General features: G+C 60.3%; 15 protein-coding genes. 5 read left to right on the top strand and 10 right to left on the bottom strand.

Annotation, left to right across the window (positions count from 1 at the left end):
• The first annotated feature begins 490 nt into the window (after positions 1 to 490).
• From pilB to yacG, 5 genes are all read left to right on the top strand, one after another.
• The gene (pilB, locus tag LVD11_RS07880) at positions 491 to 2,203 is read left to right on the top strand and encodes a type IV-A pilus assembly ATPase PilB (RefSeq protein ID WP_237057647.1); all 1,713 of its coding nucleotides are present in this window, start codon (positions 491 to 493) and stop codon (positions 2,201 to 2,203) included.
• Between the two features lie 114 nt (positions 2,204 to 2,317).
• Positions 2,318 to 3,529, top strand: a complete 1,212-nt coding sequence (locus LVD11_RS07885) for a type II secretion system F family protein (RefSeq protein ID WP_237057649.1) — start codon at positions 2,318 to 2,320, stop codon at positions 3,527 to 3,529.
• A gap of 3 nt (positions 3,530 to 3,532) precedes the next feature.
• Positions 3,533 to 4,417, top strand: a complete 885-nt coding sequence (locus LVD11_RS07890; RefSeq protein ID WP_237057651.1) for a prepilin peptidase — start codon at positions 3,533 to 3,535, stop codon at positions 4,415 to 4,417.
• A gap of 93 nt (positions 4,418 to 4,510) precedes the next feature.
• A complete protein-coding gene (gene coaE, locus LVD11_RS07895; RefSeq protein WP_237057659.1) occupies positions 4,511 to 5,116 on the top strand; it encodes a dephospho-CoA kinase in 606 nt (201 codons plus the stop codon).
• Positions 5,117 to 5,122: 6 nt separating this feature from the next.
• Complete coding sequence (gene yacG / locus LVD11_RS07900; RefSeq protein WP_237057661.1) at positions 5,123 to 5,341, top strand: DNA gyrase inhibitor YacG; 219 nt, start codon at positions 5,123 to 5,125, stop codon at positions 5,339 to 5,341.
• A 247-nt stretch (positions 5,342 to 5,588) separates the two neighbouring features.
• On the opposite strand, the gene mutT is transcribed toward yacG, so the two are convergent.
• The 10 genes from mutT to murC form a co-directional block, all read right to left on the bottom strand.
• The gene (gene mutT, locus LVD11_RS07905; RefSeq protein WP_237057669.1) at positions 5,589 to 5,999 is read right to left on the bottom strand and encodes an 8-oxo-dGTP diphosphatase MutT; all 411 of its coding nucleotides are present in this window, start codon (positions 5,997 to 5,999) and stop codon (positions 5,589 to 5,591) included.
• Positions 6,000 to 6,096: 97 nt separating this feature from the next.
• The gene (locus LVD11_RS07910) at positions 6,097 to 6,240 is read right to left on the bottom strand and encodes a hypothetical protein (protein ID WP_237057671.1); all 144 of its coding nucleotides are present in this window, start codon (positions 6,238 to 6,240) and stop codon (positions 6,097 to 6,099) included.
• A 110-nt stretch (positions 6,241 to 6,350) separates the two neighbouring features.
• Positions 6,351 to 7,553, bottom strand: coding sequence for a bifunctional glutamate N-acetyltransferase/amino-acid acetyltransferase ArgJ (gene argJ / locus LVD11_RS07915; RefSeq protein WP_237057673.1), 1,203 nt, complete (start codon positions 7,551 to 7,553; stop codon positions 6,351 to 6,353).
• A gap of 240 nt (positions 7,554 to 7,793) precedes the next feature.
• Positions 7,794 to 10,541, bottom strand: a complete 2,748-nt coding sequence (gene secA, locus LVD11_RS07920; protein WP_237057675.1) for a preprotein translocase subunit SecA — start codon at positions 10,539 to 10,541, stop codon at positions 7,794 to 7,796.
• Between the two features lie 213 nt (positions 10,542 to 10,754).
• Entirely contained in the window at positions 10,755 to 11,690 is a 936-nt protein-coding gene (locus LVD11_RS07925; protein ID WP_237057677.1) for a M23 family metallopeptidase, read from the bottom strand.
• Between the two features lie 233 nt (positions 11,691 to 11,923).
• On the bottom strand, positions 11,924 to 12,835 hold the full coding sequence (lpxC, locus tag LVD11_RS07930) for a UDP-3-O-acyl-N-acetylglucosamine deacetylase (RefSeq protein ID WP_237057679.1): 912 nt from the start codon (positions 12,833 to 12,835) through the stop codon (positions 11,924 to 11,926).
• Between the two features lie 343 nt (positions 12,836 to 13,178).
• Complete coding sequence (gene ftsZ / locus LVD11_RS07935; protein ID WP_237057681.1) at positions 13,179 to 14,384, bottom strand: cell division protein FtsZ; 1,206 nt, start codon at positions 14,382 to 14,384, stop codon at positions 13,179 to 13,181.
• 133 nt (positions 14,385 to 14,517) lie between these two features.
• On the bottom strand, positions 14,518 to 15,753 hold the full coding sequence (gene ftsA / locus LVD11_RS07940; RefSeq protein ID WP_237057683.1) for a cell division protein FtsA: 1,236 nt from the start codon (positions 15,751 to 15,753) through the stop codon (positions 14,518 to 14,520).
• A gap of 106 nt (positions 15,754 to 15,859) precedes the next feature.
• Positions 15,860 to 16,645, bottom strand: a complete 786-nt coding sequence (locus tag LVD11_RS07945) for a cell division protein FtsQ/DivIB (protein ID WP_237057685.1) — start codon at positions 16,643 to 16,645, stop codon at positions 15,860 to 15,862.
• Positions 16,646 to 16,715: 70 nt separating this feature from the next.
• Positions 16,716 to 18,179 carry a UDP-N-acetylmuramate--L-alanine ligase gene (murC, locus tag LVD11_RS07950; protein ID WP_237057687.1) on the bottom strand — a complete coding sequence of 488 codons (1,464 nt, stop codon included), beginning with the start codon at positions 18,177 to 18,179 and terminating at the stop codon, positions 16,716 to 16,718.
• Positions 18,180 to 18,189 lie beyond the last annotated feature (10 nt).

Genomic DNA, 18,189 nt, shown 5'->3' on the forward strand with positions numbered 1-18,189 from the left:
GTTTGTGCCAATTCGCGCAAGCATCGAAACGCCACGGTTCCCGCCGTCCCTGGCACCCATTTACCGGTCAAATGCCGACCAATCCTGCTGGCAAATCCGGCACAGAAAATAAAAAAGTGACAAAAAAAGTCACATTCACACTATTGACGCAGGGATACCGAAAGAACAAATAACAAACAGAGAGAACACCGAACCTTTGGCGCACCCCCCTTTAAAGTGGGCATACGTCACAAACCGCCTGTCGTTTGGCCTGCCCCCGGTTATTGGTTATATTACGGAAACTGGCGGGGAAATATCCCGCGATTTCCGCCTCTCTCTCGAGGCCCCTTCAGACAAACTGCGGTGGCCTCACTAGCGAGGCGATCAACATGGCGAGAGCCGGATAAAAATATATAAAAGTTCCGATAGACAGGAAAACAGAACTCCAGATGCAGTGCCCCATGTCAATCGGCACCATCCAACAGCACCCTAGAGCGACGCACTGACACCTATGAGCAGTACTCCCCTGAGCGGCCTGGCCAAGCGCCTGGTGGCTGACAAGCTTCTCGACGAGCCCACGGCGATCTCGGCCTCCAAGGCGGCACAGCGCGAGGGGCAGTCCTTCGCCCAGCACGCCGTGGAAGCGAAGCTGGTCAAGAGCCGCGAACTGGCCCGCATCGCCTCGCTGGCATTCGGCTCCCCGCTGTTCGACCTCAGCAGCTACAACTTCGACCTGATTCCCCGGGATGTGATTGCCGAGAAACTGATCAGCAAGCACTTTACCCTGCCGCTCTACAAGCGCGGTAACCGGTTGTTTGTGGCCGTCGCCGACCCCACCAACCTCGCCGCCCTGGATGAAATCAATTTCAATACCGGCCTCAATACCGAGGCCGTGCTGGTAGAGGCCGACAAGCTAACCAAGGCCATCGAGAGCTACCTGTCCCATAGCGACAATATGGGTGCCGGCCTGGACGGCATGGACGACGAGGAACTGGACGCCCTGGATGTCGAGGGCGGAGACTCAGATACGCAGGAAGATGCGGCCCCCGGTGGTGATGAAGCCCCGGTAGTGCGATTTGTAAACAAGGTACTACTGGACGCAATCCGCACCGGGGCCTCGGATATCCACTTCGAGCCCTATGAGAAAAGCTACCGGGTCCGTCTGCGCACCGATGGCGTACTGCACGAAGTAGCCAGGCCGCCAATCCAGCTCGCCACCCGCATCTCGGCACGCCTCAAGGTGATGTCCAAGATGGACATCTCGGAGCGCCGTATTCCACAGGACGGCCGCATCAAGATGAAGCTGTCCAAGACCAAGGCCATCGACTTCCGGGTCAACAGCCTGCCGACGCTGTGGGGCGAGAAAATTGTACTGCGGATCCTCGACCCATCCTCCGCCAAACTTGGCATTGATGCGCTGGGCTACGAGGACGAGCAGAAACAGATCTATATGGATGCCCTGGCCCAGCCCCAGGGTATGATCCTGGTCACCGGCCCCACCGGCTCCGGTAAGACGGTTTCCCTCTATACCGGCCTGAATATCCTCAATACCTCGGAGCGGAATATCTCTACTGCAGAGGACCCGGTGGAAATCAACCTGGAGGGGATCAACCAGGTCAACGTCAATCCCAAGGTCGGCCTCAACTTCGCCGAGGCCCTGCGCTCCTTCCTCCGCCAGGACCCCGATATTGTCATGGTGGGCGAGATACGGGACCTGGAGACCGCCGAGATCGCCATCAAGGCGGCGCAAACGGGCCACCTGGTCCTGTCCACCCTGCACACCAATTCCGCTCCCGAGACCCTGACCCGCCTGATGAACATGGGTGTACCCACCTTCAATATCGCCACTTCGGTCAGCGTCATCATCGCCCAGCGCCTGGCCCGGCGCCTCTGTGGGGAATGCAAGAAACCCGCCACACTGCCCGACGAGGTGCTCAAGCAGGAAGGCTTCGGCGCAGTGGATATTGACCGCAAGGAATGGAAGATCTACCAACCTGTCGGCTGTGAACACTGCTCCAAGGGTTACAAGGGCCGGGTGGGTGTGTATGAAGTGGTTCGCATCACTGACGGGATTTCCAGAATTATAATGGAGGGTGGCAACTCCATCCAGATTGCCGACCAGGCCCGCAAGGAGGGGTTCAATAACCTGCGCACCTCGGCCCTGCGCAAGGTGGTCATGGGGGTCACCAGCCTCGAGGAAGCCAACCGGGTCACAAAGGACTAAGGGAAAACCAACAAGCGAGCCGGGAAATTACCCCCTGCCGGCCAATAACAAATTTCGCCAGTACAGCTACACGGTAAAAAAACCGTGCGATAACAAGAAACAGGAATTACCACCATGGCCAACGCCACTGCAGTCGCCTATGTCTATAAAGGCCTGGACAATAAAGGCAATAAGGTCGAGGGCGAGATCACAGGCAGCAACCCGGCGCTGATCAAGGCCCAGCTGCGCAAGCAGGGCATTATTGCCAACCAGGTAAAGAAGAAGCCGAAACCCCTTTTCGGCGGGAAGAAGAGAGTCAAACCCGCCGATATCGCCCTGTTCACCCGACAGATGGCCACCATGATGAAGGCCGGTGTACCCCTCGTACAGAGCTTCGAATTGGTCGCCGATGGCTTGGATAATGATGGCGTCAGGGATCTGATACTAAAAGTTCGCGACGATGTGGCCTCAGGCACCGCCTTTGCCGAGGCGCTGCGCAAGCACCCCCTGTACTTTGATGAGCTCTTCTGCAACCTGGTCGCCTCCGGCGAGCAGTCCGGCGCACTGGAGACCATGCTGGACCGGATCGCCACTTACAAGGAAAAGACCGAATCCCTCAAGGCCAAGATCAAGAAGGCGATGACCTACCCGATCGCGGTCATCGTGGTCGCAATTATTGTTACTGCCATCCTGCTGATCAAGGTAGTCCCCCAGTTCGCCGAGACATTCTCAAGCTTTGGTGCAGGTCTTCCCGCCTTCACCCAATTTGTAGTCGGATTGTCAGAATGGATGCAAGCCAACTGGTTTTACGCCCTGCTCGTGGTCGTCATCGGTATTGGGGGCACCCTGGAGGTCAAAAAGCGCAATAAAAACGTAGCCGAATTCTTCGATCGGCTGGCGCTGAAACTGCCGATTCTCGGCTCCATTACCTATAACTCTATCGCGGCCCGCTTTGCCCGGACACTGTCCACCACCTTCGCCGCCGGCGTACCCCTGATCGATGCACTCAAATCGGTGGCCGGCGCAACCGGTAACAGCGTTTACGAGGAGGCGACTCTGAAAATACGCGACCAGGTCGCCACCGGTATCCCTCTGAACGGTGCATTACGTGCTTCCGGCCTTTACCCCACCATGCTGGTGCAGATGACCGCCATTGGCGAGGAGTCGGGTGCACTGGACGAAATGCTCAGCAAGGCGGCAGACTTCTATGAGGAAGCCGTCGACAACATGGTCGATAACCTGACCACGCTGCTGGAACCAATGATCATGGCGGTACTCGGTATCCTGGTAGGCGGCCTGATGATCGCCATGTACCTGCCGATCTTCCAGCTGGGCCAGGTTGTATAAAGTATGTTCGATGCGTTATTTTCCCACCCTGCGCTGCTCTCGGGCAGCGCGCTTGTTCTGGGCCTGCTGATCGGCAGCTTCTTGAACGTAGTTATCTATCGCCTCCCCATCATGATGGAACGCGAATACAAGCGCGACTTCTACAGCTATTTCAACCAGGAGCCCCAAGCGGGCGAGAAGGAACAACTGGAGGCACCCTTCAACCTGGTGTTGCCCCACTCCCACTGCCCCAACTGCGACACCGAAATCAAGCCCTGGCACAATGTACCGCTGGTCAGCTACCTGATGCTCGGGGGGAAGTGCAGCCATTGTGGTACGCCCATATCCAAGCGCTACCCGCTGGTGGAGCTGGTCACCGGTATCCTGACGGCGATCGTTGTCTGGCAGCTGGGTTTCACCTGGCAGGCGCTGGCTGGGTGCGTCTTTACCTGGGCGCTGGTTGCCCTGACCGGGATCGACTTCGACAGGCAGCTGTTGCCGGACAACATTACCCTGCCCCTGCTCTGGGTTGGCCTGCTGGTGAACTGCTGGGCCCTGTTTGTACCGCTCCAGGACGCGGTGGTCGGCGCCATTGCCGGTTACCTGGCGCTCTGGTCGGTCTACCATATCTTCAAGTTGCTGACCGGCAAGGAAGGCATGGGAGCCGGGGATTTCAAGATCCTCGCCGCCATCGGCGCCTGGTTCGGCTGGCAGATGCTGCCGCTGGTGATCCTGCTGTCAGCAGCCGTCGGCGCCATCGCCGGCCTTACCTGGACTGCCGTTGCCGGGCGCGACCGCAATCTCCCTATTGCCTTTGGCCCCTACCTGGCCGGCGCTGGCTGGATTGCCATGCTGTGGGGCGAGCAATTGATGGGCTGGTACCTGAGTTACTCGGGCCTGGGCGGCTAGGAGCCATCTCTACTGTAGAAGCCCCTGGGTTTGTCCGTGTCCGCGGCCAGCGCTGACTCCGACAGGTATGGGGTTCAGGCGCAGGAGGTAAAAATGCTGACGATTGGGTTGACCGGGGGTATCGGCAGCGGCAAGTCCGCGGCGGCGGACTGCTTTCGCGACCTGGGTATCAATGTGGTGGATGCGGACTGGGCCGCGCGGGTGGTGGTACAGCCGGGCAAACCGGCACTGGAAAAAATCGCCACATATTTTGGTGCCGGGATCCTGCTGGAGAACGGCGAACTGGACCGCGCCAAACTGCGCCAGCGGGTGTTCCAGGATGAGGGCGAGCGTACGTGGCTCGAGGAACTGCTGCACCCACTGATCCGCGAGGAAATTGTCGCCGCACTCCAGGCCAGTGCCAGCCCCTATGCCATCCTGGAATCCCCCCTACTGATCGAGTCCGGGCAATACCAGCTGGTACAGCGTGTCTGTGTGGTCGACGTACCCGAGGAAGTCCAGCTACAGCGGGCCGGCCGTCGGGATGGCAACACCCCGGAGCAGATCCGCAAGATCATGGCTGCCCAACTGCCCCGGCAGGAGCGGCTGGCACGGGCGGATGATATTCTGGATAATGCGGGCGACCTGGCCAGCCTGGGTGACCAGGTCACCGAGCTGCATCGTAAGTACCTGCAGCTGGCCAAATCCGCCGATGACTGATGAGTTATGACCAAGAAAACCGCTAAAGCCCCGACCCTGAACTGCCCCACCTGCAAGAAGCCAATTGAGTGGAATGCGAAATTTCCCTTTCGCCCGTTCTGCAGCGAACGCTGCAAGCTGATCGACCTGGGGGAGTGGGCCAGCGAGGGGCACAAGATTCCCGGCCAGCCGGTCTACGACGATGTCCTCAGTGAGGACCTGGACCCCGACAAGACCCGGCACTGACACTCTGCTCCGGGTTTTCCTGCCCTGATAGACACGCCAGCCTTAATGGCGTGGCGGCCCCAACACAGCTCAGCCCGGCACATTGCCTGAAACCAGCATACGCCGCTATGGTAAATACACTGGATCGGGCCGTTTATGGAATCGCGGACAGCGGCCGCGCCTATCCTGAGTTATCCTGAGTCGCGAACAGTCCGGGGAAAGGACTGGTGCAAAGGAGCGCGGCTGATGCAAAGGAGCGCGGCTGAAGTCAGGCGGTAATCGCCGCACGGATTGCGGTGATGATCTCGCGATTGGCATCCGGGAACCGGTAGTCATCCAGCTCATCCACTGTTACCCAGCGCACCTCCTGGCCCTCCAGCCCCTCGGCGTCACCACTGAAGCCGTTTACCCACCAGGTATCCAGCAAGACAGTCTTTTCCGGGTATTCGTGGCGGATTTGTGTCAGCGGCTGCAAACCGGTGACCCTGATTGCCACTTCTTCATGCAACTCCCGGGTGAGGGCCTCCCCAACCTGCTCGCCCTCTTCCACCTTGCCCCCGGGGAATTCCCAGTAGCCGCCCATATGCAGGTGGCCCGGGCGGCGGGCAATCAGGATACGGCCATCATTCCGACGAACCACGCCCACTGCCACATGGATGATATTCTGACACGCTGACATAACCACCTGTAATACGGTAACGACTCGGTGCGGGCATTCTTACCCATACTGCCGGCACTTCTCAACCGGCATCAATGCCATTACCGGTGCCACGGACCTACGGCATTTCAGATTGGCCGACATCGTTACCCGCTGGCGCCAGCGGGCCTTTTGCTGCGCAGGCATCCACCGTCGGAACACAGGTCCGCATCACGGCAAGCACGGCAATCACAATCAGGATCGCATAAATCACTTTTCTCACTTCTGCATTCCTCTTCACATGCCATCAGGCGTCCCGATAGTTATAGCCCCTGACCCTGCTATTGGACGGTGAATCGCAATGGCAGGGACCGGCATGCATGTCAGAGCGCGTCAGCTGCGATACTCTGCGTTGATGGTGACGTATTCATGGGAGAAGTCGCAGGTCCAGATATGCTCACTGCAGGCGCCACGGCCGAGGGCGACACGGACCCTAAACTCGGCCCGGTCGAATACCGCCTGGCCCGCCGCTTCCGAGTAGCCCGGTGCACGCCCTCCGGCCTCAACCACCTGCACATCGTCCAGGTAGATATCCACACCGGACGGATCCAGTCGGTCAACACCGGCGTTGCCGATGGCCATCACCAGCCGGCCCCAGTTGGGGTCGGACGCATAGAGCGCAGTCTTGACCAGTGGAGACTCGCCTACTTCAAAGGCCACCCGTAATGCCTCTTCCGGGCTGGCAGCACCGTCCACCTGGACAGTGACAAATTTGGTCGCGCCCTCACCGTCACGGACAATCGCCTGTGCCAACTCGACATGCACCTCGGTCACCGCCTGCTTCAGACGCTGGTAATCGGTATCGCCAGGGTCCGACATCAGCGGTCCGGTGGCACCGGTGGCGATCAGCACGCAGGCATCGTTGGTGGAGGTGTCGCCGTCCACGCTGATGCGATTGAATGAGGCGTCCACGGCCTCCCGCACCAGGGTATCCAGCAACGCCTGGTCGATCGCGGCATCGGTGGCCACGTAGGCGAGCATGGTGGCCATATTCGGCTGGATCATGCCGGAGCCCTTGGCGATACCGGTCACCGTGACCCACAGGTCTCCCACCTTCACCCTGCGACTGGCACCCTTGGCACGGGTATCGGTTGTCATGATGGCAGCTGCCGCGGCATCCCAGGCCTCTCCTGCCAGTGAACCGGCGGCGAACGGGATGGCATCCACCAGCCTCTGCAACGGCAAATGCTCGCCGATCACGCCGGTGCTGAAAGGCAATACCTGCTCCGGACCGATCCCCAGCGCGTCAGCCACCGCGGCACAGCAGGCACGTGCATCACTGATACCACGCTCGCCGGTGGCGGCATTGGCATTGCCGGCATTCACCAGCAGCGCACGAACACTGCCGCTACCCAGGTGCGCCCTGGCCACCGTCACCGGCGCCGCACAAAAGGCATTCTGGGTGAAGGTGGCGGCGACGCTGGCTCCAGGTGCAATCTCCAGCAGCAGCAGATCGTCGCGCTGCCAGTCCTTGATCCCTGCGGGCACACTGGCCAGGCGGATCCCCGGCACTGCAGGAAGTGATGTCTCGGGCATGGTGCTTACGGCAGCCGGCCGCCTCCAGGTCTGGACGCCCCGGCGCACTGCGCGTGGCCGGGGGCAATTGATGGGAAAGCGCGACATTATCAGAGCTTAACAGGCTCTCAATCAAATGTTTCTGCGGAATAAAAAAACAACAGCCGCATAATATTCAGCGCCCCACCCAAAAAAATGCCCCGCATGGGCGGGGCATCTCGCGTGTTGCCGGGCCGCGCAATCGCGGACCTGGCTATATCCTCAGCTCTGCGCCGAAGAAGTCAGCTTGCCGTGGCACTGCTTGAACTTCTTGCCGGAACCGCAGGGACAGGGGTCATTGCGGCCCACTTTGGGTCCCCGGCGGGCCGGCTCCGGTGCCGCCGCCTCAGACGCCTCTGCATCCTGGGGTATGGCGGAAGCCTCTGCGTGGCGCAGCTCCAGTTCCTGGCGACGCTGTGCCTCCAGGCGGCGCTGTTCCATTTCCTCCATCTGCTCGCGGGTCATGGGTTCCACATGGGCCAGCACGCGGATCACCTCATGCTTGAGGTTTTCCAGCAGGCTCTGGAACAGATGGAACGACTCCCGCTTGAACTCCTGCTTGGGGTTCTTGTTGGCGTAGGCGCGCAACCCGATACCCGCGCGCAGGTGATCCATGCTGGACAGGTGCTCTTTCCACAGCTGGTCGAGCACCTGCAGCATGATCTGGCGCTCTACCGTGGCCATCATGTTGGGGTCGCCGGTGGATTCACCCACACGCTTCACCTTGGCATCGTAGGCCTCCTGGGCCGCCGCCACGATCTTCTTCCGCAGGCTTTCCTCATGCAGGGTACGGTCCTCGTCCAGCCACTGCTGTACCGGCAGCTCCAGGCCCAGCTCCCCGGCCAGCTGCTTCTCCAGGCCCGGGATATCCCACTGCTCCTCCACGCTCTGCGGCGGCACGAAGCTGGAAACCAGCTCGTGGACCACATCCTCGCGGATAGCGGTGATGGTATCGCTGATATTCTCCGCTTCCAGTAGCTCATTACGCTGGCCGTAGATCACCTGGCGCTGGTCATTGGCGACATCATCGTACTCCAGCAGCTGCTTGCGGATATCGAAGTTGCGCCCCTCAACGCGGCGCTGGGCCTTCTCGATGGCATTGGACACCATGCGGTGCTCGATCGCCTCGCCTTTCTCCATGCCCAGCATCTGCATGAAGTTCTTCACCCGGTCAGAGGCGAAGATACGCATCAGGTTGTCTTCCAGGGACAGGTAGAAGCGGGTCACCCCCGGGTCGCCCTGGCGACCGGCGCGGCCACGCAGCTGGTTGTCGATCCGGCGCGACTCGTGGCGCTCGGTACCGATGATATGCAGGCCGCCGGCCTCGATCACGGTATCGTGGCGCTGCTGCCAGCCTTCCTTGAGCTTCTCGATCTCCGCCTCGGACGGGTCACTGCCCTTTTCCTGGCGCAGCTCCTCAACCTCGGCCTCCCAGTTACCGCCCAGCACGATATCGGTACCGCGGCCCGCCATATTGGTGGCGATGGTAACAGTGCCCGGACGACCGGCCTGGGCAATGATCTGCGCTTCCTTCTCGTGGTACTTGGCGTTCAGCACCTGGTGCTTGATGCCGGCCTTGGTCAGGCGCTGGGACATCTCTTCGGAGGTCTCGATCGAGGCGGTACCCACGAGGATCGGCGCCTGCTTGTCACGGCAGTACTTGATGTCCTCGATGATGGCATCCATCTTCTCTTCTTTGGTCAGGTACACCAGGTCATTGAGGTCATCCCGCTGCTTCGGCTTGTTGGTTGGGATCACCACCACGTCGAGGCCGTAAATCTGGCGGAACTCGAACGCCTCGGTGTCCGCGGTACCGGTCATGCCGGCCAGCTTGGGATAGAAACGGAACAGGTTCTGGAAAGTGGTGGAAGCCAGGGTCTGGCTCTCACTCTGGATCTGCACGCCCTCTTTTGCCTCCAGTGCCTGATGCAGGCCCTCTGACAGGCGGCGGCCCGGCATAGTGCGGCCGGTGTGCTCGTCAATCAGCACCACCTGACCGTTCTGGACGATATAGTCCACGTCGCGATGGAACAGGACATGGGCGCGCAGTGCCGCATGCACATGGTGCAGCAGGCCCAGGTTGCCGGGTGCGTAGAGGGAGTCATCCTCACGGATATGGCCGCTGCGGGTCAGGAGGTCTTCCACCAGTTGGTGCCCCTCCTCATTCAGCTCCACCTGGCGGGTCTTCTCGTCCACCGAGTAGTGGCCCTCGCCACCCTCTTCCGCGCGCTCCAGCTTGGGAATCAGCTTGTTCATGGCCAGGTACAGCTGCGAGGAGTCCTCGGCCTGACCGGAGATGATCAGCGGTGTACGCGCCTCATCGATCAGGATGGAATCCACCTCATCGACAATGGCGAAGTTCTGCGGGCGCTGGGTGCGGTCTTCCTTGCGCAGGACCATGTTGTCGCGCAGGTAATCGAAACCGAATTCGTTGTTGGTACCGTAGGTGATATCAGCCTGGTAGGCGGCTTTCTTGTCGTCCGGGTGCTGCTGGGACATGATCACGCCCACAGTCATGCCCAGGAACTCGTAGACCGGGCGCATCCAGTTGGCGTCGCGGCTCGCCAGGTAGTCGTTGACCGTCACGATATGCACGCCCTTGCCCTCCAGGGCGTTCAGGTAGGCCGGCAGGGTCGCAACGAGGGTCTTGCCCTCACCTGTGCGCATCTCGGCAATATGCCCCTCGTGCAGGGTCATGCCACCGATCAGCTGCACATCGAAGTGGCGCAGCCCCAGGGCACGCCGGCTGGCCTCGCGCACTGCGGCAAACGCCTCCGGCAGCAGTTGGTCCAGGGTCTCACCGTCCGCGATCCGCTTGCGGAACTCCTCGGTCTTGGCTTTCAGGGCGGCGTCGTCGAGCTGCTTGTATTCCTCTTCCAGCGCGTTCACCCGGGTCACGGCACGGCGCATACGCTTCAGCTCGCGGTCATTTTTGGACCCAAAGACCGTTTTTATCAGTTTGCCAATCATTCTCTAAAAACCACTCAATCTTTATATTGCGGTGCAGGTCTTCTGCGGCCCGGTTCTGTCGGCCCGCCTCCTCAGGCGGTAACCGGGATATATCTGCTTATATCGGGGCGCTGGCACCGGATTCCAACAAGGGTTGCAAGTAAACAGGAAGGCGCCACGACTGGCAACTCCCCCGGGGAGGCCTGTCGCAGCGCGGTATGGAGAGGATAGTTGTTATCTGCCGTTACGGCGGATGTAGCTGGCTGGATCGACCGGCCGGTCGTTCTTGTACACTTCGAAGTGCACGTGGGGGCCGGTGGAGCGGCCACTGGATCCCATCTGGGCGATTACCTGCCCCTTTTTCACCACTTCGCCCAGTTCGACCTTGATCTCACTGTTGTGACCGTAGCGGGTCTTGTAGCCATTGCCGTGATTGATTTCCACTAGGTTGCCGTAGCCATAGCGATCCTCGGCCCAGGTCACCACCCCGGCGGCGACCGCCACCACGTCGGAACCGTTCTTGCCGGCAAAATCCACCCCCTTGTGCCAGGAGCGACGGCCACTGAACGGGTCGGTGCGGTAACCGTAGCGGGACGACATCCAGCCCCGGCTGATGGGGCGGCCAGCGAGGAACTGCTCATCCTGCAACTGCTGGTTCGCCAGCACGGACTCGATGGTGGACAGCTGCAGCTGGCGATCCTCGATCTGCTCGGACAGGTTTTCGAACGCGCCCATGAAATCGGGCTGCTGGTAAGGGAAATCGGCGGAGCTGCCTTCACCCGGTTCTTCCGGGCCACCCAGCGCTGGTGCGGTACCGAACTGGAATTCGTTCTCATCCAGCTTGGCCACTGTGACCAGTCGCTCACCCAGGGCATCCAGGCGGGTCAGGCGCGCCTGCATCTCGGCGAGCTTGACGGTCAGGGCGGTCAGCTGTTCGCGGGCCTGCTGGTCGGCCTCTTCGATTTCCACCTGCTGCTTGCGCAGGGCCTTGCCCCAGGCCTTGGCGGTACGGGAATCAAATACATCGGAGTCAGCCACCGGCAGGTTTACTCCCACCAGGAAAGCTCCCACGGGCATACCGATCAGGCACAATCCCAGCAGGGCCTTGCTCAGCCTGCCGAAACGGAAACTGCGGGTTCCCCCACGTTCATTGACGAGAATAATTTTCATAACCGGCGCGTGTGGATTGCAATACGTTTACGTGTATCGTTCTTGTGGTCTGCAGCACCGACTCCCCCGAGCCGGGCCATCCTCACGCCTTTCCATTGGCATCTTGGCCGACCAGAACATCCACTGTAACAGGGGTCGACCCAATAAAACGGCACTGGCGCATGTTGGCGCCGGCCGCAGGAATTCAGACAGAAAAAAGCCGGCAATTTTCGTGCCGGCTCTTTATCTTTCGCTTAGACAGCCAGTATCGGCTTAACGTACGAGATCGGCGCTTCCTGTTCATCCTCGAAAGTCACCATCTCCCACGCGTCTTCCTGCGCCATCAGGGTGCGCAGGGACTTGTTGTTCAGCGCATGACCGGACTTGAAAGCCTTGTATTCACCGATAAGGCTGGTACCCAGCAGGTACAGGTCACCGATGGCGTCCAGGATCTTATGCTTAACAAATTCGTCTTCGTACCGTAATCCACCCTCGTTCAGAATGCGGTACTGGTCGATCACGATGGCATTGTCCACGCTACCGCCCTGGGCCAGACCCTTGGAGCGCAGGTATTCGATCTCGTGCATAAAACCGAAAGTCCGGGCACGGCTCACCTCTTTGACGAAGGAGGTGCTGGAGAAATCCACTGAGGAGCTCAGATTGCGCCCCTGGAAAACCGGGTGATCGAAATCAATGGTGAAAGACACCTTGAAGCCATTGAACGGCAGGAAGCTCGCGACTTTATCGCCCTCTTCCACAGTAACCGGCTTCTTGATGCGCAGGAATTTCTTCGGCGCCGACTGCTCCTGGATACCAGCGGACTGAATCAGGAAAACGAACGGTCCGGCGCTGCCGTCCATGATCGGCACTTCCTGGGCACTGAGCTCGACGATCGCATTGTCGATACCCAGACCCGCCATGGCAGACAACAGGTGCTCGACCGTGGCAACGCGAACATCGCCCTTGACCAGGGTGGTGGACAGCAGGGTGTCACCCACATTCTCGGCCCGCGCCTCGATCTCGACCACCGGGTCGAGGTCCATGCGACGGAACACAATGCCACTGTCTACAGGCGCCGGCTTGAGGGTCAGGACAACCTTCTTACCAGTGTGCAGGCCCACGCCGGTGGCGCGAATAGCATTTTTAAGAGTACGCTGTTTGATCATGTATCGGTCGTATCCCAGTCGGTAAACGGCACAAATGCCGCAGCAAGCCGGCGAGCATAGCAGAAAAATTACGCCAAAACCACAACTGCCTTATGAGTCATGGCCCTTCACCGCACCCTATACACAGAATAGCCTAGAGCAAGGCAAACCACGCCAACTCTACGGCAAAGCCGTGTGCATTTTCTATGGTACAGCGATCTCGCTGAACGCGAGGTTAATAAAGGTAAAGCGGCCCCGGAGATCCGTGACCACCGGGCCAACCGCAGGCGCGACGATGCCCGGCCCGAGGGCCGGGCTGACATGAGCGGTGTGTTTGCCGCGCCCGCGGCTGGACACCAACGGGTCAGTCGGCCTGGCGGCGCAGGAAAGCCGGGATATCCAGGTACTCCATATCATCGGTCGGGTTCAGGGCTGCTGTCGCCTGGCGCTTGGGACGTTCAGTCTCTGTGCGCGGGCGGACTTCAGCCGCATCCCGGCCCGCCAGCCCCTGGCTGCCCATCGGCTTCTGGGGCTCCCGGCTCTCCTGGCGACGGGTGTTATCCACCACCTTGGTGGGACGCGCAGCCTGCTGGGAAGCCTCGCCAAGACCCGCAGCAACCACGGTCACGCGCATCTCATCGCCCAGCTTGTCATCCACGGCGGTGCCGATCACCACAGTGGCGTCGTCGGAGGCAATCTCCTGGACGATTTCACCCACCTCTGAGTACTCACCCAGGGTCAGCTCCTGACAACCGCCATCTTCGCTGCCGGTGATGATATTAACCAGGATACCGCGAGCTCCCTGCAGGTTGACGTCATCCAACAGCGGGCTGCGGACGGCCTTCTCCGCGGCTTCACGGGCACGGTTTTCACCCACTGCGGAACCAGAACCCATCATTGCCATGCCCATCTCGGACATCACGGTGCGTACGTCGGCGAAGTCCACATTCATGATGCCCGGGCGGATCATCAGGTCCGCGATACCCTGCACGGCGCCCAGCAACACGTTGTCGGCCTCGTTGTACGCGGCCTTCATGGTGATCTTGTTACCGAGCACTTCCAGCAGCCGATCGTTCGGGATGGTAATCAGGGAATCCACCTTGTCCCGCAGCTCGAGGATACCCTCCTCGGCCACCTGCTGCCGCTTGCGCCCCTCGATCTTGAACGGGCGGGTGACGACAGCGACAGTCAGGATTCCCAGGTCCTTGGCGATCTCAGCGACTATTGGCGCACCGCCAGTGCCCGTGCCACCACCCATGCCCGCAGTGATAAACACCATATCGGCGCCCTGCAGCACTTCGGCGATACGCTCGCGGTCCTCAAGGGCTGACTGGCGACCCACATCCGGGTTGGCGCCGGCACCCAGGCCGCGGGTGATATTGTTGCCCAGTTGCAGAATGGTACGGGCCTCGATGTCTTTCAGAGCCTGCGCATCAGTGTTGGCGCAGATGAAATCCACACCCTCAACTTCGCTCAGAATCATGTGCTTGACGGCATTACCGCCGCCACCGCCGACACCGATCACTTTTATGACAGGCTTGTCCTGTACGCTATCGACTAGTTCGAACATCTCTGTTCCCCTTTTTTGCTCATGTCAAAATTTATCGTTCGGTCCTGAATAAATTTTTTTCTGCGACCCCTGTGGGTCCTCCCGGTTCACGCAACACACTGCCCCTCAATACCACGCAAACCTTCCGGAGTACTTACAGGTTGCCGCGAAACCAGTGCTTTACCTTGTCCCACCAGAGGTTTTCCTGCCGTACCGGGCGCTGGCCGGACAGATCGACTTCCTCCTGTTGCATGGCATACATCAGCAGCCCCACACCGGTTGAGTAAATCGGATTGCTGACAATGTCGGTCAACCCGGCTACCCCCTGCGGCACCGCGAGACGCACCGGCATGTGGAAAATTTCCTCGGCCAGCTCGACAGCTCCCTCCATCTTGGAAGAGCCACCGGTCAGCACGATTCCCGCCGCACACAGATCCTCGAAGCCGCTGCGGCGCAGTTCCGCCTGCACCAGGGTAAAAAGTTCGTCGTAGCGTGGCTCCACCACCTCGGCCAGGGCCTGGCGAGAGAGGTCGCGGGGTTCGCGATCTCCCACACTGGGCACCTTGATGGTCTCACCTTCCCGTGCCAGCTTGGCCAGGGCGCACGCATACTTGATCTTCAATTCTTCAGCGTGCGGCGTGGGCGTGCGCAGCGCCATGGCAATGTCGTTGGTCACCTGGTCGCCGGCGATCGGGATCACGCCCGTGTGCCGGATAGAACCACCGGTAAAGACCGCGATATCAGTGGTCCCCCCACCGATATCCACCATGCATACACCCAGCTCTTTTTCGTCATCGGTCAATACTGCGTAACTGGATGCGAGCTGCTCGAGGATGATGTCCTCGACTTCCAGGCCGCAGCGGCGGATACACTTTTCAATATTCTGCGCAGCGTTCACCGCACCGCTGACCAGATGTACCTTGGCCTCCAGGCGCACACCGGACATCCCCAGCGGTTCCTTGACACCTTCCTGGTTATCAATCAGGAACTCCTGCGGCAGCGTGTGCAGGATTTTCTGGTCCGCCGGGATCGCGACCGCCCGCGCGGCATCAATCACCCGGTCAAGGTCCTGCTGGGTAACCTCGCGGTCCTTGATGGCGACAATCCCGTGTGAATTCAAGCTGCGGATATGGCTGCCGGCGATACCCGCATAGACCGAGTGAATCTCGCAGCCCGCCATCAACTCGGCTTCCTCGACCGCGCGCTGGATCGATTGCACCGTGGACTCGATATTCACAACCACACCTTTTTTCATCCCGGTAGAACGGTGGGAACCGATGCCGACAATATTCAGTTCGCCGTCGCCACTCACTTCGCCGACGATGGCCACTACCTTGGAAGTGCCGATATCCAGTCCCACGATCATGCGGTGATCGGATGCTTGTGTCATTTTTGTACCAACCTCGCTGAACAGTGTTCCGGCACGCATTCCCAATAACGTTCCAGAACCCTGCGCTCGCTTTAAAATAGTTATCCCGACGGCGCGAGCGCCGCGCCTACTCACTCACTTCTTTATCTTTCCACTGCACCGCCACGGCATTGCTGTACCGTGTATCCACCCGCGTGACCCGCTCCAGGTGGGGAGCCAGCACACCGCGGCTCAGGCTGAGAAACCGATTTACCCTCTCCAGCAGTTCATCGTGCCCCAGGTGCAGCTCAATGCCGGAGACCAGTTCCAGGTGCCATCCGGCCAGGTCGTCAAAAGACAACCGCTTTACTTCCATATCCCGCGTGGTCAACAGCCCCGCGAGCGCCTGGTACTGCGCCATGATGCGCTCCACCAGCTCCTCGTCACCCGCCAGCTCCGGCAGGCGACCTGTCTGCATATGTTGCGGCCGCGGCAGCAGGTGACCGCTCGCCACCAACAGCCTGTCTTTCCCCCAGGAAGCCAGCGGAGTGGCCTCCTCGATTTCAATTTCCACTCCGCGCGGCCAGCGCCGGCTGACCGACGCCCGGTCAATCCAGGGATTCGCCAGCAGCGCCGCCCGCATGCCCTTGATATCCAGGGCAAAGAAACCGCGCTGCAGGAACGGCAACATCAATTCCTCGACCTGTTCCCGCGTCACTGCCCGAAAGGGTGCCCTGACCCGGACATGCTCCAGTGCATCGACCCGACTCAGTTCCTGGACCGGCATGCGCTGCCAGGTCCATACCACGCCGTAGGCCAGTGCCATCACCGTTGCCACCGCCAGCAGCATTACCAGGGCCGGCAGCAGCCGGCGTGGTGGCTGCTCTTTCGCCCCGCGGCGCCGGGCACCGCGTCGCGAATTCTTCTTGCGCACGGACTCTGTTTTTTCCTTTGCCGGAGCGCTCCTTACCGCCCCCCGCGCCGGACGCCTGGTGCTCGCAGGCTTAGTCCTCGCTCGAGTCATCGCCCAGTCGCCACGCGGCCAGTTGCTGCGCCAGGGCACCGACGTTGCCGGCCCCCTGGGTCAGTACGATATCGCCCGGCTCCAGCAGGTCTGCCAGCACCGGAGGCACCTGCTCGATGGTCTCGACAAAAATCGGGTCAACCTGTCCACGATTGCGCAGGCTCCGCGCCAGGGTGCGACCGTCGGCACCGGGTATCGGTGTTTCCCCGGCACTGTACACATCCAGCAGTACCAGCTTGTCGACTTTCGAAAGCACCTGCACGAAGTCCTCGAACAGGTCGCGGGTGCGCGTGTAACGGTGCGGCTGGTAGATCATCACCAGTCGCCGGTCCGGCCAGCCGTCGCGCACAGTCTGGATAGTGGCTGCGACTTCCCTGGGGTGATGACCATAGTCATCCACCAGCATCACTTTTTCCGCTTCCGCGTCATCACTTACTGCGTAGTGACCGAAGATCTGGAAGCGACGGCCTACGCCCTGGAATCCCTCGAGCCCTCGTTGAATCGACTCGTCGGCAACCCCTTCCTCGGTCGCCACTGCGATAGCCGCCGTCGCATTCAGCACGTTGTGGATCCCGGGTGTATTCACGCAGACCTCCAGCACACTGTCGTCCGGCCGCTGTACGCTGAAATGGCTGCGCAGTGGCTCCTGTTTGACCCGGGTGATGCGGAAATCGTTGCCCTCTTCAAACCCATACGTGAACACGGGGCGCGACAGCTGCGGAATCACCTCGCGAATATTGGCATCGTCCCCGCAGACCACAACCAGGCCATAGAACGGCAGGTTGTGCACAAAATCCACAAAGATCTGCTTTACCTTTTCGAAATCGCCGCCGTAGGTCTCCATATGGTCGGCATCGATATTGGTAATCACGGTTACCATCGGCTGCAGGTGGATAAACGAGGCATCGCTTTCGTCTGCCTCCGCAATCAGGTATTTACTCTCACCCAGCGCGGCGTTAGCCCCGGCAGCGTTGACCAGGCCACCAATGACAAATGTGGGATCCTTGTGGTCGGCCGCAAAGATCGATGCGATCAGGCTCGTGGTGGTGGTCTTGCCATGGGTTCCGGCCACCGCGATACCGTAGCGGTAGCGCATCAATTCACCGAGCATCTCGGCCCGACGCACGATCGGGATCCGGTTTTCACGCGCGGCCAGTATTTCCGGGTTGTCACCCTGCACTGCCGAAGAGTTCACCACCACGTCCACCCCGCGGATATTGTCCGCGCCGTGGCCGATATGGATGGTGATGCCCAGTTTTCGCAGGCGCTCGGTCACACTGGATTCACGCAAGTCGGAACCGGAGACGTCGTATCCCTGGTTGTGCAGCACCTCGGCAATACCACTCATACCGGCACCACCGATACCGATAAAGTGAATGCGGCGTATCCGCCGCATAGTGGGCACGCTGAAATTTTGTTGCTGTACCTGTTCACCGGCCGACATATTCAACTTA

Source organism: Microbulbifer sediminum (assembly GCF_021729035.1).
In the GTDB taxonomy this organism is placed as follows: Bacteria; Pseudomonadota; Gammaproteobacteria; order Pseudomonadales; family Cellvibrionaceae; genus Microbulbifer; species Microbulbifer sediminum.